Annotated in this window: 16 protein-coding genes and 1 pseudogene; 6 read left to right on the top strand and 11 right to left on the bottom strand. The window is 70.1% G+C overall.

Going from position 1 to position 22,936, the window contains the following annotated elements; all coding sequences use genetic code 11:
- Positions 1 to 7: 7 nt before the first annotated feature.
- The 4 genes from D7X30_RS15020 to D7X30_RS15005 form a co-directional block, all read right to left on the bottom strand.
- Positions 8 to 1,243 carry an MFS transporter gene (locus tag D7X30_RS15020; protein ID WP_199724318.1) on the bottom strand — a complete coding sequence of 412 codons (1,236 nt, stop codon included), beginning with the start codon at positions 1,241 to 1,243 and terminating at the stop codon, positions 8 to 10.
- A 94-nt stretch (positions 1,244 to 1,337) separates the two neighbouring features.
- Positions 1,338 to 2,414, bottom strand: a complete 1,077-nt coding sequence (locus tag D7X30_RS15015; RefSeq protein WP_120563591.1) for a HAMP domain-containing sensor histidine kinase — start codon at positions 2,412 to 2,414, stop codon at positions 1,338 to 1,340.
- On the bottom strand, positions 2,411 to 3,877 hold the full coding sequence (locus D7X30_RS15010) for an ATPase domain-containing protein (protein WP_120563760.1): 1,467 nt from the start codon (positions 3,875 to 3,877) through the stop codon (positions 2,411 to 2,413). Before D7X30_RS15010 ends, D7X30_RS15015 begins: the two co-directional genes overlap by 4 nt.
- Positions 3,878 to 4,100: 223 nt before the next feature.
- Entirely contained in the window at positions 4,101 to 5,441 is a 1,341-nt protein-coding gene (locus D7X30_RS15005; RefSeq protein WP_120563590.1) for an MFS transporter, read from the bottom strand.
- Positions 5,442 to 5,678: 237 nt separating this feature from the next.
- On the opposite strand from D7X30_RS15005, the gene D7X30_RS15000 reads away from it, so the two are divergent.
- From D7X30_RS15000 to D7X30_RS14985, 4 genes are all read left to right on the top strand, one after another.
- The gene (locus D7X30_RS15000) at positions 5,679 to 6,911 is read left to right on the top strand and encodes a serine/threonine-protein kinase (protein ID WP_233591567.1); all 1,233 of its coding nucleotides are present in this window, start codon (positions 5,679 to 5,681) and stop codon (positions 6,909 to 6,911) included.
- Between the two features lie 43 nt (positions 6,912 to 6,954).
- A complete protein-coding gene (locus tag D7X30_RS14995; protein ID WP_120563759.1) occupies positions 6,955 to 8,022 on the top strand; it encodes a PEGA domain-containing protein in 1,068 nt (355 codons plus the stop codon).
- A gap of 98 nt (positions 8,023 to 8,120) precedes the next feature.
- Positions 8,121 to 10,178 (top strand): TonB-dependent siderophore receptor, encoded by a 2,058-nt coding sequence (locus D7X30_RS14990; protein ID WP_120563588.1) that lies wholly within the window; start codon positions 8,121 to 8,123, stop codon positions 10,176 to 10,178.
- A gap of 69 nt (positions 10,179 to 10,247) precedes the next feature.
- Positions 10,248 to 13,193 carry a DEAD/DEAH box helicase gene (locus D7X30_RS14985; RefSeq protein ID WP_120563587.1) on the top strand — a complete coding sequence of 982 codons (2,946 nt, stop codon included), beginning with the start codon at positions 10,248 to 10,250 and terminating at the stop codon, positions 13,191 to 13,193.
- On the opposite strand, the pseudogene D7X30_RS14980 reads toward D7X30_RS14985, so the two are convergent.
- The 6 genes and pseudogenes from D7X30_RS14980 to D7X30_RS14955 all read right to left on the bottom strand — a co-directional run.
- A pseudogene (locus D7X30_RS14980) lies at positions 13,159 to 13,344 on the bottom strand (Imm52 family immunity protein); the annotation flags it as partial. The gene D7X30_RS14985 and the pseudogene D7X30_RS14980 sit on opposite strands and share 35 nt — an antisense overlap.
- Before the next feature lie 7 nt (positions 13,345 to 13,351).
- Positions 13,352 to 13,822, bottom strand: coding sequence for an NUDIX hydrolase (locus D7X30_RS14975; RefSeq protein ID WP_120563586.1), 471 nt, complete (start codon positions 13,820 to 13,822; stop codon positions 13,352 to 13,354).
- Positions 13,819 to 15,351, bottom strand: a complete 1,533-nt coding sequence (locus D7X30_RS14970) for a DUF2380 domain-containing protein (RefSeq protein WP_120563585.1) — start codon at positions 15,349 to 15,351, stop codon at positions 13,819 to 13,821. Before D7X30_RS14970 ends, D7X30_RS14975 begins: the two co-directional genes overlap by 4 nt.
- Positions 15,341 to 16,618, bottom strand: a complete 1,278-nt coding sequence (locus D7X30_RS14965) for a hypothetical protein (protein ID WP_370051386.1) — start codon at positions 16,616 to 16,618, stop codon at positions 15,341 to 15,343. The genes D7X30_RS14970 and D7X30_RS14965 overlap by 11 nt, the downstream gene beginning before the upstream one ends.
- 178 nt (positions 16,619 to 16,796) lie before the next feature.
- The gene (locus tag D7X30_RS14960) at positions 16,797 to 17,900 is read right to left on the bottom strand and encodes a winged helix DNA-binding domain-containing protein (protein WP_233591566.1); all 1,104 of its coding nucleotides are present in this window, start codon (positions 17,898 to 17,900) and stop codon (positions 16,797 to 16,799) included.
- Positions 17,901 to 17,923: 23 nt separating this feature from the next.
- Entirely contained in the window at positions 17,924 to 18,886 is a 963-nt protein-coding gene (locus tag D7X30_RS14955; RefSeq protein ID WP_120563583.1) for a TIGR03885 family FMN-dependent LLM class oxidoreductase, read from the bottom strand.
- A gap of 158 nt (positions 18,887 to 19,044) precedes the next feature.
- Here D7X30_RS14955 and D7X30_RS14950 point away from each other — a divergent pair, with 158 nt between their 5' ends.
- A complete protein-coding gene (locus tag D7X30_RS14950; RefSeq protein WP_120563582.1) occupies positions 19,045 to 20,709 on the top strand; it encodes an alpha-amylase family protein in 1,665 nt (554 codons plus the stop codon).
- On the opposite strand, the gene D7X30_RS14945 is transcribed toward D7X30_RS14950, so the two are convergent.
- Entirely contained in the window at positions 20,706 to 21,887 is a 1,182-nt protein-coding gene (locus tag D7X30_RS14945; RefSeq protein WP_120563581.1) for a hypothetical protein, read from the bottom strand. The genes D7X30_RS14950 and D7X30_RS14945 overlap by 4 nt on opposite strands.
- A gap of 226 nt (positions 21,888 to 22,113) precedes the next feature.
- Between D7X30_RS14945 and D7X30_RS14940 the strand changes: the two genes are divergently transcribed.
- Entirely contained in the window at positions 22,114 to 22,890 is a 777-nt protein-coding gene (locus tag D7X30_RS14940; protein ID WP_120563757.1) for a CPBP family intramembrane glutamic endopeptidase, read from the top strand.
- Positions 22,891 to 22,936 lie beyond the last annotated feature (46 nt).

Genomic DNA, 22,936 nt, shown 5'->3' with positions numbered 1-22,936 from the left:
GGCTCCGTTACACTTCGAAGGCGGCGAAGCCGCGCGAGCGCAGGGCGCGCAACAGCACGGCGAGGACGAAGAACCCCAGGGCCGCGCTCGCGGTGACCCACCGGATGCCCCAGCGGTCCCCCAGCGCGCCCTGCAACCACACGCCCAACGTGAAGCCCACGAAGAGCAGCATCGCGCTCAGGCTGGCGATGCGCGCCTGGAGCTCGTTGGACACGCGCGCCAGACACAGCGCGGACAGCCCCGTGAGCGTCAGCATGTACAGCGCGCCCAGCGCCATCACCGCGACCGCCGCGACCGCCAGCGACGGTGACAGCCAGTACGCCGCCGCCGTGGGGCCAATCAGCAGCAGGCCCACTTCCAGCAGCCGCCCCTTGCCAAACCGGTCCGCGAGCGCCCCCGCGCTCAGCGCCGCCAGGAGCGAGCCCACGCCCTGCGCCGTGACGAGCACCGATGTCGCGCCCGCGTCCAGCTGGAACACCTGGATGGCCATCACCGGCGCCAGCGCCGTGAAGGGCGCGATGCACACCGCGATGGCCAGCGTGCCACCCAGCGCCACCACCAGGGCCTCGTCCGCGAGCGCCACCCGGAAGCCCTGCCGGATGCCCGCCCACAACCCGCCGAAGTCCGCCGTCTTCCCCGCGGCCGTGGCCCGCACCTGCGTGAGCGACAGCACCACCGCGCCAAAGGACAGCGTGTTGAGGAGCAGCGCCCAGGCCACGTCCGCGTGCGCGATGACGAGCGCCCCCAGCGCGGGCCCGCAGATGCGGCCCAGGTTGTTCTGCGCGGCGTTGAGGCTGAGCGCGCTGTGCAGGTCCTCCTTCGGCACCGACACGGCGATCATCGCGGAGTACGCGGGCGTGAAGAGCGTCACCGCGCAGCCGTTGAGGAAGGAGATGACCGCCACCCACTGCACGGTCAGCCTTCCGCTGAAGGCCAGCGCCGCCAACGTGCCCGCGAGCACCATCTGCACCAGCGCCCCCAGGCCCACCGCCCGGCGCCGGTCGAACCGGTCTCCCAGCGCGCCTCCCAACGGCGACAGCACGATGGCCGGCAGGAACGTCAGCGCCGCCACGCCCCCCGTCCACTCCGCCCGGCCCGTGACCTTCGTCACGTACACGCCCAGCGCCAGCACCTCCATCCACGTGCCGATGTTGGACAGCGCCGCTCCGCTCCACAGCAGGGCGAAGTCGCGGTGCTTCATCACGCGCAGCGAGGACAGACGGGACGGAGGAGGCGTGGACACACTCGCTTTCTAATTCACCGAGAGCGCCGGGTGTTCACGGACTTCCAAGCTGGTTGGTTTAGATGGAGTTCCGGCGGAAACGTGCAGTGCTGCTTCAGTTCCTCCGGGGCAGGCGCAAGGTGAAGGTGGAGCCTTCACCCAGGGTGGAGCGGACGGAGAGCGAGCCGCCGTGCAGCTTCGCGAGGGCCGCGGCGATGAAGAGGCCCAGGCCGTGGCCGCGCCCGCGGTCCTCGTCCGCGCGCTGGAAGCGGTCGAAGACGTGGGGCAGGGCGTTGGCGGGAATGCCCACGCCCCAGTCGCGGACGTGGACGAGGACGAGGCCCGGGTTGAGCGTCACGCCCAGCTCGACGTGGCGCGACGTGCCGCTGTACTTCACCGCGTTGGACAGCAGGTTGTTGAGCACCTGGCGCAGCCGCTCCGTGTCCAGCATCAGCGACTCCACCGGATCCAGGGCGTGCAGGGAGAAGTCCATCTCGGGTTGCAGCTCGCGCCACTCCTGGACGAGTTCCTGGAGGAAGGGCGTCAGCTCCGTGGACGCCAGCTTCAGCTCCAGCTTCCCGTCCGCCAGCCGGGAGGCGTCCAGGATGGACGTCACCAGCCCGTTCATCCGGTCCAACTGGCGCAGGACGGCCTCCGCGGAGCGGCGCTCGTCGTCGATGCCTCGCTTCTGCACCTTGCGCAGGAGCAGCTGCGTGTTGAGCCTCGCGGAGCTGATTGGTGTCTTCAGCTCGTGCGCCACCCAGTTGAGCATCTCCTCGCGGGCCAGGCTCAGCGCGTTGGGGGCCTCGCGCGCGGCGGGGGGCCCTTCCTGGCGGGCGGCCTGATGGTTCTGGAGCGCGCTGCTCACCGCCTGCTCGAAGGTGGACAGGTCCACCGGCTTCGCGAGGAAGGTCTGGGCGGCTTCACGCCCCTGCGGACGCGCGGCGCTCAGGAGCAGGAAGGGCACGTCCGACAGGGTGGGCTCGGAGCGCATGGCGTGCAGCAGCTGCATGCCCGTCCTGCGCGGCATCATGTGGTCGCTGACCACCAGGTCCGGCGTCTCCGTGCGGGCGAGCAGCAGCGCCTCTTCGCCGTTGTGCGCGCGCACCACGCGGTGGCCCAGGTCCTCCACCACCTCGGAGAAGACCTCCAGGAGCGCCTCTTCATCCTCCGCGATGAGGACCAGGCTCATTCACCCACTCCTCCAATGGTGGTGCCCAGCGGCCGGGCCTGTCCGGTGAGCAGGCCCATGGCGGAGCGCAGCGGGGCGAGCACCTTCAGTCCCGTGTTGTTGATCTGGAACTCGCGCAGGTCCGCGGTGTATTCGCTGTCGCGCATCTTGAGCACGGACAGCAGGCGGTGCATCTGGCCGTGTAGCTCCACGTAGCGCAGGAGCAGCAGGTTCTCTCCCAGGCTTGCGACGGGCGCGTCGTTGAAGTCCAGCTCCGTGCCGACGATCTTCGACACCTCGCGGGTGAACAAGCTGGTGACCCCCCGCATGCGCAGCCGCATCGCGAGCGCCGCCAGGAAGGTGCGCCGCCGGGAGGGGTCCAGGATGGACAGCTCCAGCTCCGTGAGCCCGTCCAGCACCAGCCGCTGGACGCCGAGCGCGTCCACCTGCTCCAACAGGTCCCGGACGATCGCGTCCGCCTCCAGCTCCATGGGCGGCAGGTGGCGCAGCGTCAGCCGGCCATCGTCCAGGAGGGGGGCCACGTCCAGCCCCACGCGCAGGGCGCGGGCCCGGAGCATGGCCGGAGCATCGAAGAAGGAGATGTAGAGCGCCTTCTGGCCCTGGCGCGCGCCAGCCGCGGCGAAGTGCATGGCCACCAGCGTCTTGCCAATGCCCATGCTCCCCGCGAGCATCGTGGTGCTGAGCTCCGGAAGCCCCCCCTGCATCAGCGCGTCCATCTCCGGCAGGCCGAAGCCCATGCGCTTGAGCGTGGGCGGTTCGTCCCGGAGCTCCAGGGGAACGGCCTCCAGGCGCGGGATGAACTCCACGCCGCTCTCGCGCATGAGCATGGTGTGCTCACCGGACAGGTGGGGCCGGCCTCGCAGCTTCACTACCTCCACCCGGCGCACCCGGCGGGAGCCATGGGGCTGGACGGACAGCGACAGGATGCCGTCCACCGTGGTGGCCTCCGGCAGCGCCATCAGCCGCTCCAGCGGATACTCCGTGGTGATCAGGCCAATGCAGTTGCTGGCGGCCAGGCCAATGCCCAGCTCGTAGAGGAACTCGCGCAGCCGCGCTTCGTCCTGCCATAGGTCGCGGATGGAGCGCAGCCCGTCGATGAAGAGCATCGCCGCGCCGCGCTCGCGCACCGTCTGCAGCAGCAGCTCCCGGGCCTCCTTCGCGCCCCGCTTGAGCGCCGAGTAGGCGCTGATGAGGAAGAACTTCTCGCCCAGCACCTCCGGCTGGAAGAAGGAGAAGCCGGACAGGGCCTCCATCAGCTTGTCGTGGGGCTCCGAGGTGACGGTGGCCACCACCACGGGAACGCCGCGCGCCGCGGCCGCGAAGGCGATCTGGCTGCACAGCACCGTCTTCCCCGACCCGGGCGTCCCGGTGACGATGAAGGACTGGCGTGGGGGGATGCCGCCTCCGAGAATGGCGTCGAGGCTGGGGATGCCGCTCTGGAAGAGCGGGGGCTTGCTGGGCATGCCGGGTTCCATCGGAGAGGGTCAATGCGCGGAGCTTCCGCCTTCCGGAAACACGCGCCGGGACAAGGTGCGCACGGGAGGGGAACAGGGCATGTCCAAAGTCCCCTCCGCTGTTCCCTCCGCATAGCCGACGCGCCCCGGACGGGGTTGGCTTCGTGAACTCGCGCGTCCCATCTGTCGGCTATACGTCAACACCCCTGGCCGCCAGGTGGGCGGACGGGCGTCAGCGTGACGGCGCGGGCTGCTCGTCCGGGGCGCTGGCACGGGCGGTGAAGCCCCGGAAGAGCAGCAACGACACCACGAGCCCCACCGCGCACACCGCGGAGACGTAGTGCGCGGGCGCGAGCGGGTTCTCCTTCAGGGCCAGCGTCACGGCGAGCGGCGTGAGGCCGCCGAACAGCGCGTACGCCACGTTGTAGGAGAACGACAGGCCGGAGAAGCGCACCGCCGGGGGGAAGGCCTGCACCATCACCGCGGGCACCACGCCGGCCACCCCCACGCAGAACCCCACGCCCGCGTAGAGCGGCACCAGGTGCTCCGGCGCGCTCGCCACGCCCCGGTAGAACACCTGCGCGGCGACGAGAAGCATCCCCGAGCCGATGGCCATGGCCCGCGTGGGTCCCAGCCGGTCCGCGAGCAGCCCGTAGCAGATGCAGCCCACCGTGAGCGTGAGCGTGGCCACGCTGTTGGCCGCCAGCGCCTTCGCGGGCGGGATGCCGTGCAGCTGCTGCATCAGCGTGGGCGTCATCAGGATGACCACCACGATGCCCGCGGTGAGCACCCAGGTGAACAGCATGGACACCACGACGGCGGGCGCGTGGCCCCGGAGCGCGGCCTTGAGCGGCAGCTCGCGCACCAGCGCCTTCTTCTGGCGCATCTCCTCGAAGACGGGCGTCTCCTGGAGCCAGCGGCGCAGGAACACGGCGAAGAAGCCGAACACGCCGCCCACCACGAAGGGCACGCGCCAGCCGTACGCCAGCACCTGCTCCGGCGTGAAGGCGGTGTTGACCGCCGTGGCCACCAGCGAGCCCAACAGGATGCCCAGCGTGAGCCCGGAGGTGAGCGTCCCGCACGCCAGGCCCACGCGGCGCTCCGGCACGTGCTCGGAGACGAACACCCACGCGCCCGGCACCTCGCCGCCCACCGCCGCGCCCTGCAACAGCCGCAGCGTGAGCAGCAAGAGCGGCGCCGCGTACCCGGCCGTGGCGAACGTGGGCAACAGGCCCATGCACAGCGTGGGCACCGACATCAGGAAGACGCTCAACGTGAACATCCGCTTGCGCCCGGTCCGGTCCCCGAAGTGCGCCATCACGATGCCGCCCAACGGCCGCGCCAGGTAGCCCGCCGCGAACAGCCCGAACGTCTGCAGCTGCCGCAGCCAGTCCGCCGTCTCCGGAGGGAAGAACAGCTTCCCCATCACCGCCGTGAAGAACACGAAGATGATGAAGTCATAGAACTCCAGCGCGCCCCCCAGCGCCGCCAGCCCCAGGGTGCGGATGTCCCGGGCGGACAGCGGACGGGGAGCGGCCAGCGGGGACGGGGCGTCGGAAGGGGAGGTCGCCATGCGGGAGGACCGGGAGGATATGCCGGACGCCTCGGGTGTCAGCGATCCATCACGTTGTTAAAGTGTATTCACCGTAAAACCTGTTGACACGTTGTGCGAAACTTGTGGGGAGGTCTCGGCATAGGTATCTTCCGGGAATTGCGAGTTCCGTCCCGGGAGTACAATTTGGACAGGGTTGATACCGCGACGCCTTCGCCGGCCGCACCCGGGGTGAACATCCTCTTCGGGAAGTACCGAATGGTGCAGCGGCTCGCCACGGGCGGGATGGCGCACCTGTTCCTGGCGACCATCGACGGTCCGGACGGCTTCTCCAAGGCGTGCGTCATCAAGCGCATCCTGCCGGAGTACGCGAACCTGGAGCCCTTCGCGCGGATGTTCGCGGACGAGGCGAAGGTGGCGGCGCTGCTCACGCACCCGAACATCGTGCAGGTGTTCGACTTCGGGAAGATCGACGGTCAGTACTACCTGGCGATGGAGTGGATCCAGGGCCAGTCGCTGGACCGCATCATGCGGCACGCGGGGGCGGCGAACATTCCGCTGGGGCCCCGGGTGACGGTGGACGTGGGCCTGGCCATGTCGGACGCGCTCTCGTACGCGCACGCGAAGACGCTGTCGGACGGGACGCCGCTGAAGCTGGTGCACCGGGACATCACGCCGGGCAACGTGCTGGTGTCGCGCGACGGCATCGTGAAGCTGGCGGACTTCGGCATCGTGAAGAGCTCCGTGAACCTGGAGCGCACGGTGGCCGGGGTGGTGAAGGGCAAGTACGCGTACATGTCCCCGGAGCAGATCACCAACCGGGAGCTGGATCACCGCTCGGACCTGTATTCGCTGGGCATCGTGCTCTACGAGGCGTCCACGGGGCGCCGGCTGTTCAAGCGCGACACGATGGAGGCCACCATCATGGCCGCGTCGGCGGGGGACGTGCCGCCGCCGTCGCACGTGGCCCCGGGCTTCCCGCCGGACCTGGAGCGCATCCTGCTCAAGTGCCTGGCGAAGGACCCCGCGCAGCGCTACCAGACCGCGCGCGAGCTGCACGACGACCTGGAGCGCTACCGCACGGCGCAGCACTGGACGTCCGGCGGCCGGGAGCTGGCGGTGCTGATGGCCACGCTCTTTCCTCCGGATGCCTCCGGCCGCGTGTCCACTGCGCTGGCGGTGCCGGGGTCCATGCCGGGCTCGTCGCCGGGGGCGTCCGCGGACGCTTCGGGCATGGGCTCCACGCGCATGCCCAGCGGCATCTCCGGCCCGTCGCCCTTCGCGCCGCCGGAGCACGCGGTGGACCTGCGCGAGCCGAGCGCGCTGGTGCCCACGGGCATGCTGCCCCGGAGCACCGGGACGGGCTCCACCACGGGCGTCATCCCGCCGCCGGAGCAGGCGGCCGCGTCCGGGGCGTTCCCCTGGTGGCTGGCCGCGGCGGCGGGTGTCGCGCTGGTGGGCAGCGCGGTGTTCTGGCTGTTCATCGCGTGAAGGGCGGGCGCACCGTGTCGTCGTGGGAAGTGGGACTTTGAACGTGAAGAATCAGAAGACCTGGGTCGCCGTCATCCTGCTGGGCACCGTGGCCGTGAACGCCGGGGCGTACCTGGTGGTCCGCTCGCGCAAGGCCGCTCCGCCCGAGCCCGTGGCCGCGCGGCCTCCGGAACCCACGCCCGCCGTGGCCCTGCCTCGGACCGTGGCGGCCGTGGCCCCGCCCAAGGAGGACTCGAACGCGGGGCTGGTGCGGGCGCTGCGCGCGTCGGGCCTGGCCGCGCTGGAGGACCGCGACTACGAGCGCGCGGTCGAGCAGTTCACGGAGGCGCTCAAGCTGCGCCCGGATGACAGGGACAGCGACCTGACGCGGCTGTTGGGCATCGCCACCGACCTGCGCTCGCGCGAGCAGACGCGGACCGTGCATGCGCCCACGCCGCGTGAGCCGGCGCCTGGCCGCGCGCCGCCGCGCACCCGCGCCGCGAAGCTCGCCGCCGCGCGGGCCGCCCGCGAGCAGCAGGCCACTCCGGCCGCCGCGCAGGAAGAGGCGAGGGGCGGGCTCCTGCTGGTGACGTCCACGCCGCCGGGGCTGGTGGTGATGGTGGATGGCAGGGCGGTGGACCTGACGCCGGCGCGGCTCCCGGTGTCCGCGGGCGCGCACCGCGTGGTGCTCGCGCAGGGCGACCGCCGACTGTACGAGGAGACGGTGGAGGTGGACGCGGACTCGGTGCGCTCGCTCAACCGCGACCTCACCGCGGAGTTGACGCCGTCCGCGCCGAAGCCGGCCGTGACGCCGGTGGCGGCCGTCGCCCCGGCCTCGCCCCCGGCGGCGGATGGAGCCGTGGCGTCCCCGCGCGACCCGGAGCCCTCGAAGCCGCCGGAGCCCTCCGTGGCGAAGGCCGCGGTGGCGCAGCGGGGCGACCTGGAGGTGACGTCGCCAGGGCTCTACGGCGAGGTGTGGATCAACGGCCGGCCGTATGGCTTCCCGCCCATCTCCGCGCAGGCCCTGCCTTCCGGCCCCGCGAAGGTGGAGGTCCGCGTGAACGGCGAGGTGAAGCGGCGCATGACGGTGGACGTCGAACCGGGCCGCAGCACCCGCGTGCGCGTGAAGTGAAGTGAAGTGAAGTGAAGTGAAACAAGGCTTACGCCCGCATTCGATGCAGTACGCGCAGTCCCAGAACCTACCCCCCAACTTCGAGAAGGTTGTTTCGTATGGGTTTCACCAGGCACGGGCGTCGTGTGTGTGTATGGCTTGCGTTGCTGGGCTCGGGCACGGGCTTCGCGCAGACGGCGCCGGAGCCCACCCTGGATCCAGGGGCGCCGGAGATGCCCTCCGCCCAGGAGCAGCGCGAGGCCCAGCTGGAGGAGGAGCCGGAGGTGCACAGCCAGGTGGCGTCGTTCGCCATCACGAAGCTGCATGACTCGCCGGCAGTGGTGACGGCCATCACCGCGGACGAGATTCGCGCCTCCGGTGCGCGGGACCTGATGGACGTGCTGTTGCAGGTGCCCGGCTTCTTCTTCGGCGTGGACGTGCAGGGCACGGTGGGACCGGGCTTCCGGGGCCTGTGGGGCCAGGAAGGCAAGGTGCTGCTCATCATCGACGGCAAGGAGATGAACGAGCAGCTCTACTCCACGATGCAGCTGGGGCACGAGTTCCCGGTGGAGCTGATCGAACGCATCGAGGTCGTGCGTGGCCCCGGCTCCGTCATCTACGGCGGCAACGCGGAGCTGGCCGTCATCAACGTCATCACCCGGGGCATCCAGGGCAGCACGGACGCGCTGGCGGTGGGCACGTACGGGCAGCTTTCGCACGGCCTGGGCCGCCGCAGCCTCACGCTGTCCGGCCGCAAGGTCTTCGAGAGCGTGCCGGGACTGAGCGCGTTCGCCTCCGCGTCGCTGGGGCAGGGGCAGCGCAGCGACGCCGTGTTCGACGACTTCTATGGCGGCTCCGCGAGCATGAACGGCGCGTCGCAGCTGGACCCCACGGTGGTGCAGGCGGGCGTGGGCTACCGGGACCTCCAGCTGAGCATCCTGTACCAGCGCCAGGACACCACGTCGGTGGTCTCCGTGGACGAGGTGCTGCCCGCGCCCGCGAACACCGACTTCGAGTCGTTCCATGCCGAGCTGAGCGACCGCTTCCGGCCCACGGACCGGATTGAGATCATCCCCCGGCTGAACCTCACGCTGGGCGAGTCCTACCGGGACTCCGACGAGTCGTCGGACTTCTTCTACGACAAGCGCTACCGGCGCCTGCGGGGCCGGGCCCTGGCGCGCTGGGCGGCGTTCGACTTCCTCCAGCTCACGGGCGGCGTGGACCTGGCGTTCGACCAGGGGCAGCTCCGGGGCCCCGCGGGCATCGGCCTGCAGGAGCCCTTCAACGGCGACGAGGACGTCGTCTCCTACCGCAATGTCGCGGCCTTCATGGAGGTGTACTCGGACAACCCCATCGCCACGGTGGTGGCGGGCGCGCGCTTCGAGGACCACAGCGCCTTTGGCAGCTCGTTCGTGCCGCGCCTGGTGCTGCTCAAGTCCTTTGGGCCGGTGAGCGGCAAGGCGCTCTACAGCCGCGCCTTCCGCGCGCCGGGCATCGAGAACATCTCCCTGGGCGACGACGTCCGGCCGGAGCGCACCACGGTGTACGAGTTGGAGGCCACCGTGCGCATGGGCGAGGGCCAGAGCTTGAGCGCCAACGCCTTCGACGTGGGCGTGACGGACCCCATCATCTACTCGTACGACGCGGACACGGGGACGGAGGCGTACCGCAACCTGGGCCGCCTGGGCAGCCGGGGCATCGAGCTGGACTACCGGCTGCGCGGCTCTTGGGGCCGCGTGCAGGCGGGCTATTCGTTCTACCGGCCGGGCGGGCGCAACGACGTGGAGGACTACCTGGTGCCCGGCCAGCCCAAGGCCTTCACCGGCCTGCCCACGCACAAGGTGACGCTGGCGGGCACGGCGAAGGTGCTGCCGTGGCTGTCCGTCAGCCCCACCGCCGTGCTGGTGGGCCAGCGCTTCGCCGTGGGGGCACCGGACGAGGAGGGCGTGTCGGAGGTCCAGACGCTGTCGCCCCGGCTGCTGCTCAACCTCTTCGTGCGCGCGGAGAACGTGGGGACGAAGGGCTTGGAGATTGGCGCGGGTGTCTACAACCTGCTGGGCAGCGACTTCCGGGTGGCCCAGCCGTACAACGGCGGACACGCGCCCCTGCCGGTGTTCAGCCGCGAGTTCATGGTGAAGCTCACCTACCTTTTCGAGCCGTCGTACGACGACGAGTAGCCTGGCCGTCAGCCGAGGTGCATCCGACGTTGCGCAAGGGCGTGGCGGGGCGTAGGGAAGCCGCCTGCCATGTCCGAGAACACCCAGCTCCTCGAAGCCGTCCGGAAAGAAGCCAAGCCGGGACTCTGGTCCAAGGGCGTCAGCCTCGCGCGGGACGGCGCGGTGGCGCTCCAGTCGCGCACGGGCTCGGAGGTCGAGCTGCGCGTGAAGGTGGCGGGCCGGGCCGTGGCCTTCACCGTCGTCCTCTACCCGGGCGACGAGGCGTGGGAGTGCGACTGCCCCAGCCCGGTGGACCCGTGCGAGCACGTGGTCGCGGCGGCCATCTCCCTGGACAAGGCGGAGAAGCAGGACGCGCCGCTGGAGGCGGTGTCGGAGCGCTGGTCGCGCGTGGTGTACCGCTTCACGCGCGTGGAGGGCGGGCTGCAGCTGCACCGCGTCCTCGCGCACGCGGACGGCACGGAGGAGCCGCTGGAGGACCTCACCGGGCGCCTGGCGAAGCCCCAGGCCGGCGTCACGTTGCAGGTGGAGCAGGTGGACCTGGTGATGGAGCGCCTCTTGGAGCGGCGCACCCGGGGACCGCTGCTCGCGGAGAAGCTGGACGCGCTGCTGAGGGCCCTGGAGCCCGCGCGCAACGTGCTCCTGGACGGCCGGCCGGTGGCGGTGTCCGGTGAGGTGCTGCCCCCGCGCGCGAAGGTGGAGGACAAGGGCCAGCAGTGGGTCATCACCATCACGAGGGATTCGCGCATCACGGAGGTGGTGAGCCCCGGAGTCGCGCTGACGGCGGAGTCCCTGGTGCGGCTGGGCGAGACGGCGATGACGGGCGCGTGGCTCCAGCACCTGCCGCTCGTGCGCACGTATTCGCCGGAGCAGCTGGGGGAGTTGTCCGCGAAGATATTGCCGGAGCTGGCGCGGCGCATGCCGGTGGACATGCGGAGCCGCCGCCTGCCGTCGCTGGACCGCGACCTGAAGCCGCGCATCCTGCTGGAGCTGAACCAGCTCACCCAGGGCCTGTCGGTGTTGCCCACGCTGGTGTACGGCGCGCCGCCGACGGTGCGCATCGACAACGGGCGCATGGTGTACCTGCGCGGCGCGGTGCCGCTGCGTGACGAGGCCGCGGAGCAGAAGCTGCTCCACCAGCTGCGCGACGAGTTGAACCTGGTGCCCGGCCGCCGGCTGACGGTGCAGGGGCCGGAGATGATGCGCTTCGCGGACAAGCTGCGGAAGTTCCGGGGCGACCTGGGCGGCGACGCGGCGGGCATCGTCAGCCCGGACATGCGCCTCAAGCCGTCCCTGCGCGTGGAGGGAGGCGCATCCGGCGCGGGTGTGCCGGAGGTGCGCTTCACGCTGGAGTTCGAGGTGGAGGGCGGCAAGGGCGGCGCGCGCACGGTGGACGCGGCGGCGGTGGTGCGGGCGTGGACGGAGGGGCTGGGGCTGGTGCCGTTGGACGGAGGAGGCTGGGCGCCGCTGCCGCGCGCGTGGTTGGACAAGAACGGGCAGCGCGTGGCGGACCTGCTGGCCGCGCGCCAGGAGGACGGCCGCGTCGCGAACCACGCGCTGCCGGAGCTGACCCAGCTGTGCGAGTCGTTGGATCAGCCGCCGCCTCCGGGGTTGGACAAGCTGGCCCCGCTGGTGGAGGGCTTCGAGAAGCTGCCGCCGCCGGTGCTGCCCGCGGAGCTCAACGCCACGCTGCGCGCGTACCAGCAGCAGGGCGTGAGCTGGCTGTCGTTCCTCAAGGGCGCGGGGCTGGGCGGCATCCTCGCGGACGACATGGGTCTGGGAAAGACGCTCCAGACCATCTGCATCCTGGGGCCGAAGTCGCTGGTGGTGTGCCCCACGAGCGTGCTGCCCAACTGGGTGGCGGAGTTGCAGCGCTTCCGGCCGTCGTTGAAGGTCTGCGTGTACCACGGTCCCGGCCGCAAGCTGGACCCGGCGGCGGACATCACGCTCACCACGTACGCGCTCTTGCGCCTGGACGCGGCGGTGCTGGGCGCGCCCACGTGGGAGGCGGTGGTGCTGGACGAGGCGCAGGCCATCAAGAACCCGGAGAGCCAGGTGTCGCGCGCGGCGTTCGGGCTCAAGGCGAACCTGCGGCTCGCGCTCAGCGGCACGCCGCTGGAGAACCGCCTGGACGAGCTGTGGAGCCTGATGCACTTCACCAACCCGGGCCTGCTGGGAGGCCGCCGCCAGTTCGAGGAGAAGACGGCGCAGCCCATCGCGGACGGCAAGCCCGGAGCGGCGGAGGGCCTGCGCCGCCGCATCCGCCCGTTCATCCTGCGCCGCCTGAAGAAGGACGTGGCGCCGGAGCTGCCGCCGCGCACGGACTCCGTGATGCACGTGCAGCTGGATGAGCGCGAGCGCTCCGTCTACGACGCGGTGATGGCCGCGACGCGCGCGGAGGTGGTGGCGCTGCTCAACGAGGGCGGCAGCGTGCTCAAGGCGCTGGAGGCGCTCTTGCGGTTGCGGCAGGCGGCCTGCCACTCCGCGCTGGTGCCGGGGCAGCACGCGAAGACGTCCTCCAAGGTGCAGACGCTGGTGGACGCGCTGGAGACGGCGGTGTCGGAGGGCCACAAGGCGCTGGTCTTCTCCCAGTGGACGTCGCTGTTGGACCTCATCGAGCCGGGCCTCAAGGACGCGGGCATCGGCTTCGAGCGGCTGGACGGAGCGACGGCGAACCGGGGCGAGGTGACGTCTCGCTTCCAGGGTCAGGACGGAGCGCCGGTGCTGCTCATGTCGCTGAAGGCCGGCGGCACGGGCCTGAACCTCACGGCGGCGGACCACGTGTTCCTGATGGACCCGTGGTGGAACCCGGCGGTGGAGGCGCAGGCCGCGGACCGGGCCCACCGCATCGGACAGGAGCGGCCGGTGATGGTCTACCGGCTCGTGTCCCAGGGCACGGTGGAGGAGAAGATTTTGGGCCTCCAGGAGAAGAAGCGCGCGCTGTTCGAAGCCGCGCTCAGCGAAGCCGCGGGCGCCGCCGCCATCACTCGCGAGGATCTGCTTCAGCTCTTCGCGTAAGCCCTGCCTGGGCCAGCAGTTCGGGCACCCGTCGCGCCAGCGCGACGTGTGCGGGGTTGGCCACGGTGAATCGCTCGGGGGTGAGGATGATCAACGTGCCCTTGTCCTCCACCGGCTCGATGCGCACGGGGGCGGGCAGTGGCGGCACCGTTCGCGAGTCAGACTTCCTCGTCAGGCAAGAGCGTGCGGAGCAACTCGTCGTCGGGCCCGAGCGGACGCCAGCCAGTGGGCGGCGGATTCGAGCGGAGCGTAGCTCTGACCTGCTTCACTCGCTCCTCATGAGTCTCTGGGGTGTAGCTACTCCAGCGGGCGAGTGCCTGGGCAACATCGAATCGGTTTGTGTCGTCCAGCACGGGTGGCCATCCATTTGGAAGATACTGGAACAGTTCGCGCACGAGCTGCCCTCGAACCAGGCGCGTAACCTGCTTGCGCTGCTCAGCCTCGGCTACCAACCCGCTGAACACCTGCACCCCGGCGACGTCGCCCGCCCCAAGTTCCTCGGCCAACGCAACCAGTGATGCGGTAGGGCGTGCTTCGGCAAAGGCGGTCAGCGAGTCGTAGCCGCGCTGACGGACGCGCTCGTATAGGCGGGCCTTCCAGTTTCCCTTCCAGGATCGTCCGTCAGTCATCGCCTCCTCCCTGGGATGAAGTTCATCGGGATGTCGTACTCCTTCAAATACCCCGCGACGAGCTTCAAGATTTCGTTCTGTGTCAGCCTCTGGCCGGTTTCGGCCTCCGCGTCGCGGAGCACCTTCGTGATCATCCGGTTCCATTCACCGGGCCAGGTGCGTCCCAATCGCCAGCTTCCGCCGCCGTGAATCGCTTCGTGGTGGGCCTGCTCCAACCGGACGCAAAACTGGTCGATGTCCATGTCGCCCTTGAAGCCGCGCTGCTCGAACCACTCACGGTGCTCTTGCGGAAGCACATGGTGCTTCGGGGCGTCCGACATGCCCGCCCCCGCTCTGCCCGTCACTTGCATGCCGCGCACTTCGGGGCTGTCCCCCAGCGCGTCGCGCACGCCCTTGGGCAGGTCCTGATGCGCCTGAGCCATCATGACCTGTCCGCCCTGAATGAGGACGGCGGCGCTGACGGCGGGAACGGAGATGACGCCCGCCTGCACGAGCCGACGCATCATCTCCACCCACTCCGCGGAGACCACCATCCGCGAGCCCATCATGACTCCACCCGAGCCCATCACGAGGCTCACGCCGAGCATCGCGGGGGCCGAGGGCGGCACGCGTGGCATGGCCATCTTCATCGTGGAGATCATCGTGACCATCTCCACCGCTTGCATCGCCGCGATGACCTGCCCGCCGAGCTTCATGGTCTTGCGGGTCTCCCTCTGGAGCGTGTCGAACTCACGCGTCAGTTTCCCCATCAGCTCGGGCATCGCGGTGGTCGCCGCCTCCACGCGCTCCGGGTCCAGCGAGGCAAGGTCCGTCAGCGTGGGCTCCATCAGCCCCTGCACGCGATGAAGGTCCACGAAGAGCTTCTCGGCGCTGCACATGGGGCAGTGACGAAGCACTGCGTCCGCGAGGTGCAGGAAGTCCACCCAGGTGGCCAGCAGAAGCGTTCCGAATTGAGCCGCCTGGAGCTTCGGCCCCGTCATGCGCAGCAGGCCCAGTTCCATGTCCGTGTCGCCGACTTCCGAGGCCACCTCCGTCAACGCGGTGGCGCTCCCAATCGCACCATGAAGCCACGTCACCTGCTTGGAGCCCTGGTCGAGGTAGCGCGTGAAGACGCCGGTGAGGCTCCAGCCCCAGAGGTCCGGAGGACGGGCCGCCAGTTTGGTGAACGCAGCTTCGACGCTGGTCAGGGAGCCCTTCACCTCGTCCGTGGCGTCGAGGACTGCCTGACGCGTCAATGCAGCGCTCCGGGACCCGCCCCCCACAGCGCCCTCCCTGCTGCCATCTCCCACTGCTGTCACGTCGTCACGCGGTGGCTGGCGACGCAGGAGCCGTTGCTCGGACCCGGAGAAGGCGCGTGGGAGGAGGTCCCGGACGCGCGGGGGCTCATCGCGCGGAGTCTCCACCCACGCGGGCGAGGAGGCCTCTCTCGGCGCGTAGCTCAAGCTCCGGCCACGCCCAGGCGCCTGCGACACGGAGGCGCATCCCGCAGCCAGTAGCGCCATGGCCAGCAACAGGGCGTCAGCGCGCACTATCCACCCCCAGGCCCACCGAGGCGAACGCCCCTGACCGCAGCATCCCCTCCGGCGTGGGGAACAGCAGCGTACCGCCTGTCCCCATCGCGTAGAGCTTCCCTCCCAGAACTCGCCAGCGGACCTCGGCGGCCCCCAGGTAGCGCGCTCCCGGTTGTCCCATTCCCACTCCAAGCCCCTTCAACGCCACTTCGAGGCTGCGCGCGAAGAGCTGCACCGCCACGCGCCCATCCATGTCGAAGCGGCCCCACGAGAAGGCCTCCGCGCCCAGCGACAGCTTCAGGTGCTTGGAGAGGCCACCGTAACGGCTCGCGTCCCAGCCCATCTCCGTCTCGCCATAGGCCGAGTACCCAGCCGGGAAGGGCGACTCCGCCAGCGGCATGCCATCCGGGCCCACGGCCCTGAAGCGCGCCAGTTCGTAGTCCGGACCGAAGAATCCCTGCCGGAAGCCGCCGTGCTGTCTGCGCAGCTCCAAGCGCAGCCGCATGTCCAACGTAGGCGTCAATGCATCCACGCCCGCGCCCACCACCGCCCCCCATGCGCCGCCCTCACCGGGCCGGCCGCCCCAACCGGCAAGCAAGTGGGCCTCGAAGCCCGGCCGCACCACCACCACGGCGGTGCCGTCCAGATGCGCCAGTGTCACCGAGGGCGCGCGCCCTCCGGCCCACCCCCAGTCATGCACGGCGGAGAGGGCCAGCGTGTAGCGGCCCTGCTCGCGGGGCTGGCCGAAGAGGACGTGCTGCACGTCCAGCGCGACTTCCGCGCCCATGAGGCGCGCGCCCAGCACGTCCGAGGCAAAGGCCTGCGTGTAGAGGGGCCCCAGCGTGCCGGTGAGGAATCCACCTGCCGGGTGGTAGTCGGGATTGCTTCGGTTGGAGTAGCGACGCACGAGGTGCGCGGACAGCAGGCTGTAGGACTCCAGCGCGCCGAACCAGACGCCCACGGACGCGTTGTTCGAGCCCAGCTTGAGGCCGCGCACCACCTGTCCGAAGTCCGAGAGGCTGTCCCAATCCTCTCTCCGCACGAGGCCCGTGCCGCCCCACGCTCGCAATCGGACCGGAGCGCCGAGGTTGAGACCGAACTCCGCGCCTCCGTCGAGAATGAGGGTCGGCTCCACCTGCACGAACCCTTCATCCGTGCCCACGCCCGCTCGCGACTGAAACGTCAGCGTTGCCACCTCCAGTCGTGCCAGTGAAGACCACGAGCGGGGCGGCTCCTTGGGGACCGAAGCCTCGGAGTCGGGAGAAGCCGTGGCCGCTCCTCGCATGGAAAGGAGCCCCAGCCAAAGTACCGCCCACCAGCGGTTGCCCATCGCTCGCGACTCCTGGCAGCACTCCGGTCTGGCGTGCAGCGCCCGGTCATAACCGCCGGGTCCGACAACCCGGCCAACCCAGTGGGCCCATGCCCCAATGGCATGTCAGGACTCGAGATGTTCCTCGGCGCTGCTAGGTGGCGAACCGCACCGCCACCTTCGCGGCGTCCGGGTCGCTGAAGCGCAGGAGGTCCTCTCCCTCCTGCACCAGTGCGTCGCGGACGGGCTTCTTCAGCGGGTCGAAGGCGTTGCACACCAACGTCGCGGTGCCCTTCGTGCGCTCGGTGGTCCAGACGCCAGCGGTGCGCCCGTCCACGAGGAACACGTTCAGCACACGCAGGTTCTTCGTGGACAGCTTCTCGCGGTGCTCCTCCGGCACGACGCGGGTGCGGTCCGCGTGGGAGAGGATGAGGTTGTCGAAGTCCGGCAGGAAGCGCACCGGCGCGGGCGTGTCTTCCGGCGGGCGCGGGGCCTTGGGCAAATCAAAGAGGACGCGCTTCTTCTCGTCGCGGAACTCCACCAGCTTGCCGCGCACCTTCTCGAAAGCGTCCTTCAACGGCTTGATGCCGGACCAGGACTGCATGTCCGCCACGGTGGCGGGACCGAAGGCGGCCAGGTAACGCAGCACCAGCGGTGACGCGTCATCGTCCGTGGAGAGCTTCTCGCCCAGCCACGACTCCGCCAGCGTGAAGCCGGAGTTGCCGGGCCAACCCCACTCCAGCCCCTCCTCGGGCACCTGGACGAGCGGCAATCCCATCCGCGTAGCGAAGCCCATCGCCCGCTCATCGCCGTCCACATGGTGCTTCATCAGGTGCTCGCGCACCTCCTCGAAGGTGCGGGGCTGCTCCTGGAGGAAGGGCTTCGCGGTGGCCAGCAGCGCGGGCAGATCCAACGCCGCGGCGCGCTCCTTCAGCACGGATCCGATGGCGGCGGTGAGCAGGGGCTGGAAGAGGCCGCGGTAGCGCAGGTAGTCCTTCGCGGTCATCAGGTGCAGCGTGCCGCGCATCATCGTGCCGCGCGCCAGCTCCCGCTTCAGCGCCAGCTTCGTGAGCGTGTCGCGCTGGAAGCCCTGGAGGCGCGACCAGAGGGCCAGGTACGGCGGACGCGCGAGCTGGGCTTGCAGCCCCACCAGGTGCTCGATGGCGCGCGGCACGGTCATCTTCTCGCGCGTGAGCAGCAACTGACGCGCGAGCGTGGCGCGGTTGAGGGCCTGACGGGACAGCACTTCGGTGGACATGCGCCCGAGCATAACCAGCGGCTTCAGCGGGTGAGGGCCGGAATCACCTTCTCGCCGAACGCCTCGATGAAGCCGTCCTGCTCGCGGTTGACGTTGTGCAGGTACAGCCGGTCGAAGCCCAGGCGCAGGTCCTCGCCCAGCCAGTCCACGTGCTGCTGAAGGCTGCTGGAGACGCGCAGCGGGCCGTCCAGGTCGTGCGGCTGCACCACGTTCGCGGCCTCCTGGAGCTGCGCGGGGGAGCGCAGGTCGGTCAGCACGCTGTTGGCGAAGATGTTGGACGCCCACTGGTTGTACGCGCCTTCACGCGCGAGCTCGTCGTCCTTCGCGTAGGACAGCTGCACCTTGAGGAACATCGGCTTGCCCTCGCCGCCGCCCTCGCGGAAGGCGTCCACCACCTTGCGCAGCTCCTCCGGGGGCCTCGCGGTGGTGATGAGCCCGTCCGCCCAGCTGCCCACCCAGCTCGCCGTCTTCGGCGTCACGGCCGCGCCCACCAGCAGGGGCATGTCCTTGGGGCGCGTGTAGAGCTTCGCCTCCTCCACCGTGACGAGCCCCCGGTGTGTCACCGTCTCGCCCCGGAAGAGGGCGCGCATGATGTCCACGCACTCCTTCAGGCGCGCGTTGCGCAGGTCCTTCGCGGGCCAGCCCGTGCCGGTGATGGCCTCGTTGAGGTACTGGCCGCTGCCGAGCGCCATCCATGCCCGGCCGGGATACATCTCGTTCAGGGTGCCCAGCGCCTGTGCGACGATGGCCGGGTGGTAGCGCTGGCCCGGCGCAGTGACGGAGCCGAAGGACAGCCCGGTGGTCGCGAGCGCCGCGCCCATGAACGCCCAGGCGAAGCCGCTCTGCCCCTGCGCTTCCGTCCACGGGTGGAAGTGGTCGGAGTTGAGCGCGGCCTGGAAGCCCGCGCCTTCCGCCTTCTGACTGAGGCGCAAGAGCTCGCTGGGCGGGAACTGTTCGTGCGACGCGTGGAAGCCGATGAGGGGCATGGATGCGTCCACCCTGGAGCCGGAGCGGCCCTCCCGCGAGGCCCGTGTTCACGCGAGTGTTGGCTGAACGAAGCCTGTCTGCCCCCGGGTGTGGGGTTCCTCACGGCGCGCGGGAGTCTCCGGATGCCGCCCGGGAACGGAGGGCTAAAGGGAACGGCATGATTGAAGACCTCTGGTACAAGAACGCGGTCGTCTACTGCCTCGACGTCGAGACGTTCATGGACGGCAATGGCGACGGCGTGGGGGACTTCACGGGCCTGCGCCGCAAGCTGGACTACCTGGCGGGCCTGGGCATCACCTGCCTGTGGCTCTTGCCCTTCCAGCCCACGCCCAACCGCGACAACGGCTACGACATCAGCGACTACTACGGCGTGGATCCGCGCCTGGGGGACCTGGGCGACTTCGTGGCCTTCACCCACGAGGCGAAGCTGCACGGCATCCGCGTCATCATCGACCTGGTGGTGAACCACACGTCGGATCAGCACCCGTGGTTCCAGGCCGCGCGCAAGGACCCGGACAGCCGCTTCCGCGACTACTACGTCTGGTCGAAGAAGAAGCCCAAGGACGCCAACAAGGGCATGGTCTTCCCGGGCGTGCAGCCCTCCACGTGGACGTACGACAAGGAGGCGCGCCTCTGGTACTTCCACCGCTTCTTCGACTTCCAGCCCGACCTCAACGTGGCGAACCCGGAGGTGCGCGAGCAGATCCTCAAGGTGATGGGGTACTGGCTGGAGCTGGGCGTGTCCGGCTTCCGGGTGGACGCGGTGCCCTTCCTCGTCGAGCTGAAGGGCGTGAAGAACCCGGACGTGAAGAACCCCTACAAGCTGCTGGAGGAGATGCGCGAATTCCTCTCATGGCGCAAAGGGGACGCCATCCTGCTCGCGGAAGCCAACGTCACCATGCACGAGGTGGTGGAGTTCTTCGGCGACAACGACCGCATGCAGATGGTGTTCAACTTCCTGGCGAACCAGAACTTCTACCTGGCGCTCACGCGCGGGGACGTGACGCCGCTGGTGCAGGCGCTGAAGTCAGCCCCCAAGCTGCCGCACACGGCGCAGTGGGCGAACTTCCTGCGCAACCACGACGAGCTGGACCTGGGGCGCCTGTCGGACGAGGACCGGCTGGAGGTCTTCGAGGCGCTGGGACCGGACAAGGGCATGCAGCTGTATGACCGGGGCCTGCGCCGCCGGTTCGCGTCGATGCTGGACGGGGACCGCCGCCGCATCAAGGTGGCCTACAGTTTGATGTTCTCACTGCCGGGGACTCCAGTGCTCTGGTACGGCGACGAGCTGGGCATGGGGGAGAACCTGTCACTCGTGGAGCGGCAGTCGGTGCGCACGCCCATGCAGTGGAGCCCGGAGCCGCACGGCGGCTTCACGCTGGCGGAGGCGCCGGTGAAGCCCCTGGTGTCGGAGGGGCCGTTCGGCTTCCGGCAGGTGAACGTGGCGCAGCAGCGCCGCGACCCGGCCTCGCAGCTCAACTGGACCGAGCGCATCATCCGCGCGCGCAAGGAGTGCCCGGAGCTGGGGTGGGGCGCGTGGAAGGTGCTGCGCACGGGCAACAAGGGCGTGCTGGCCATCCGGTACGAATGGAAGGGCAACGCGCTGGTGGTGCTGCACAACCTGTCCGCCCGGCCCTGCACGGTGAAGCTGGATCCGGGCGGCGAGGCGCCGTGCACGCTGTTCAACGTGCTGAGCGAGGACCACTCCGAGCCCGTGGACGGCCAGCGCCACGGGCTCACGCTGGAGGGCTACGGCTACCGGTGGTTCCGCGTGGGGTTGGAGAACCCCGCGCGCAAGCACCGGACGGAGCCGTTGCCCTAGAACAGGTTGGCGATGTCCTTCACCGGCTGCGGGGCGGCCTCGGTGCTGCCCAGCGCGCCCATGACGCCTCCGAAGATCATCCCGGCCGGGTTGGCGCGGCCCTTCGTGATGGAGCCGATGACGCCCTCCGCGGCGCCCTTCAGGGTGTTGACGTAGCCCTTCGCGGCGCCCTCGAGGACGCCCTTGAAGCCGCCCTCCGAGTTGCCCACGCCCGTCAGGACGTTGCTGACTCCCGGCAGGAACCAGAGGGCCTTGCCCGCCTCGCCCGCGGCCCACTGGAAGTTGTCCTTGTTGCTGCCGTCCGCCTTCACGTGGGTGTCCTTGGTGGTCGGCAGCTGGTGCTCGCCCAGGAAGGAGTAGCCCTTCTCGGCGAAGTCCTTGACCATGCCGGCCTCCGTGCCGTGGCGCGCGTCGCCGTCCTTGGTGATGCCCTCGATGTTGCCGTCGCCCTTGCCGTTCTGGACCTTCTTCGACCGGTCGTCGCCCGTGGAGGCCTTGGCGCTGTCGATGAACTCCAGCACCTTGGCCAGACGGTAGACACCGTCGGCGTTCTGCTTCGGGTCCTTCAGGTCCAGCTTGGGGTCGACGCCCGTCTGCTTGCACAGCTGCTCGAACTTGATGTCCTTCTGGCGGCCCAGGTTCTTCAGCGCGGGCGTGTCGTCGACGATCTGCGCGGCGGACCGCTTGTCCCCGGCCGGGCGCTTGTCATTGGCGCTCGGGACGCCGGAGTTGGAGGCCTGCGGAGCCGGAGCCGGCTCCTTGGTCTGAGCCGGAGCCGGGGCCAGGTCCTGGAGCTGCGGGGGGAGCCCCCGGGGGGCGAAGGTGACCGGTGCCGGCGCCAGGTCCTGGAGCTGCGGGGGGAGCCCGCGGGGGGCGAAGTTGACCGAGGCCGGCGCCAGGTCCTGGAGCTGCGGGGGGAGCCCGCGGGGGGCGAAGGCGGCCGGGGCGCCGAGCATGTCCGCCGCCCCCTCCAGCCCGGGCATCGCGAGCGGCTGCCGCCGGTTGATGATCACGGGCTCGAACGAGTCCACCTGGCTGAAGCCCCGCGCGGGCATGCTCCGGGAGGCGTCCGCCACGGGCCCCGCGGAGAGCTGTGCCTTCGGGTTGACGAGCGCGGACTCCGCGGCGTTGGGGCGCATCAGGGAGGAGGAGCGGGCCGTGGCCTTGAGGTCGATCATGGTTTTCACCTGGGGTCTGAGCAGCGACGTTGCCCTCACCCATTGCAGCGCGCATGCCGCCCCGGGGCCGCTCGTAACTCGTGGATTTTCCAGGGATGAGGATGCGGTGGCGGGCGCTCCGGCGGTGACTCCAGTCACCAGGAGGATGGCGCCAGTCACCACGGCAGGGGCTTCAAGGTTGGCTGTGCGGTGGGGACATTTCCCGCGTTAAGAGGGGGCCTTGTTCATGAGCCACGCACCTTCCGAGTCATCGTCTCCTCCGGGCGTCGCGCTGCGCTACGCGTTCGCGTTCGCTGTGCTGTTCGCCTGCTACGAAGCGCCGGAGGGGATTGGCGGCCGGGTGCTGGGCAGCTTCGCGGTGACGGCGGCGCTGATGCTGCTCTTCCACGCGGTGGCCTGGGGCGTAGGGCGGTGGCTGGGCTACCGCAATGGCTTTCATGCGTATGCATTGGAGTGGCGTGGCTCCGCGCTCGCGCGGGCGCTGGCGGTGATGCTGGTGCTCAAGCCGCTGTCCGTGCTGGTGGGTGTGGCGGTGGGCGTGATGCGCGTGCAGCCCCTGGAGAAGCCGCTGATGGGCACGACGCTGCTGGTGGCCGCGCTGGGCGTGGCGGTGTCCACGTTCGTTCCCTCCGTGGCGGAGGACATCGTGGCGCGCGGCTTCTGGTACCGCGCGTGGCCGGTGGCGGGGCAGGGCGCGGGCTACGTGGCCCTGTCCGCGGGCGTGTTCGTGCTCACGCACGTGTACCGGTTGGGGAATGGTCCGCTGGAGTGGCTGATGTTGTTCTGCACGGGGCTCGCGTACGCGGCGGCGGTGGCCCGCACGGGCTCACTGTGGGGCGCCGTGGGGCTGCATTGGGGCTGGAACCTGGCGAACGCCTTGCTGGACCTGCAGCTGGACATCAACGCGGTGGGGCAGGGTGGCCGCGTGCTGTCCGCCGTGACGGGCCTGGTCGCGCTGGGACTGGTGGGGCTGCTGCCGAAGCGACGTGGCTCCACGGTGTAGGTGGCGGGTTCGGGAGCTTCGGGTTACAGACTTGGGGGAGGAGGCT

Origin of the sequence: Corallococcus sp. AB011P (assembly GCF_003611605.1) — a bacterium.
In the GTDB taxonomy this organism is placed as follows: domain Bacteria; phylum Myxococcota; class Myxococcia; order Myxococcales; family Myxococcaceae; genus Corallococcus; species Corallococcus coralloides.
Note: the sequence above shows the minus strand (reverse complement) of the source record. Positions and strands in the feature narration are given on the sequence as shown.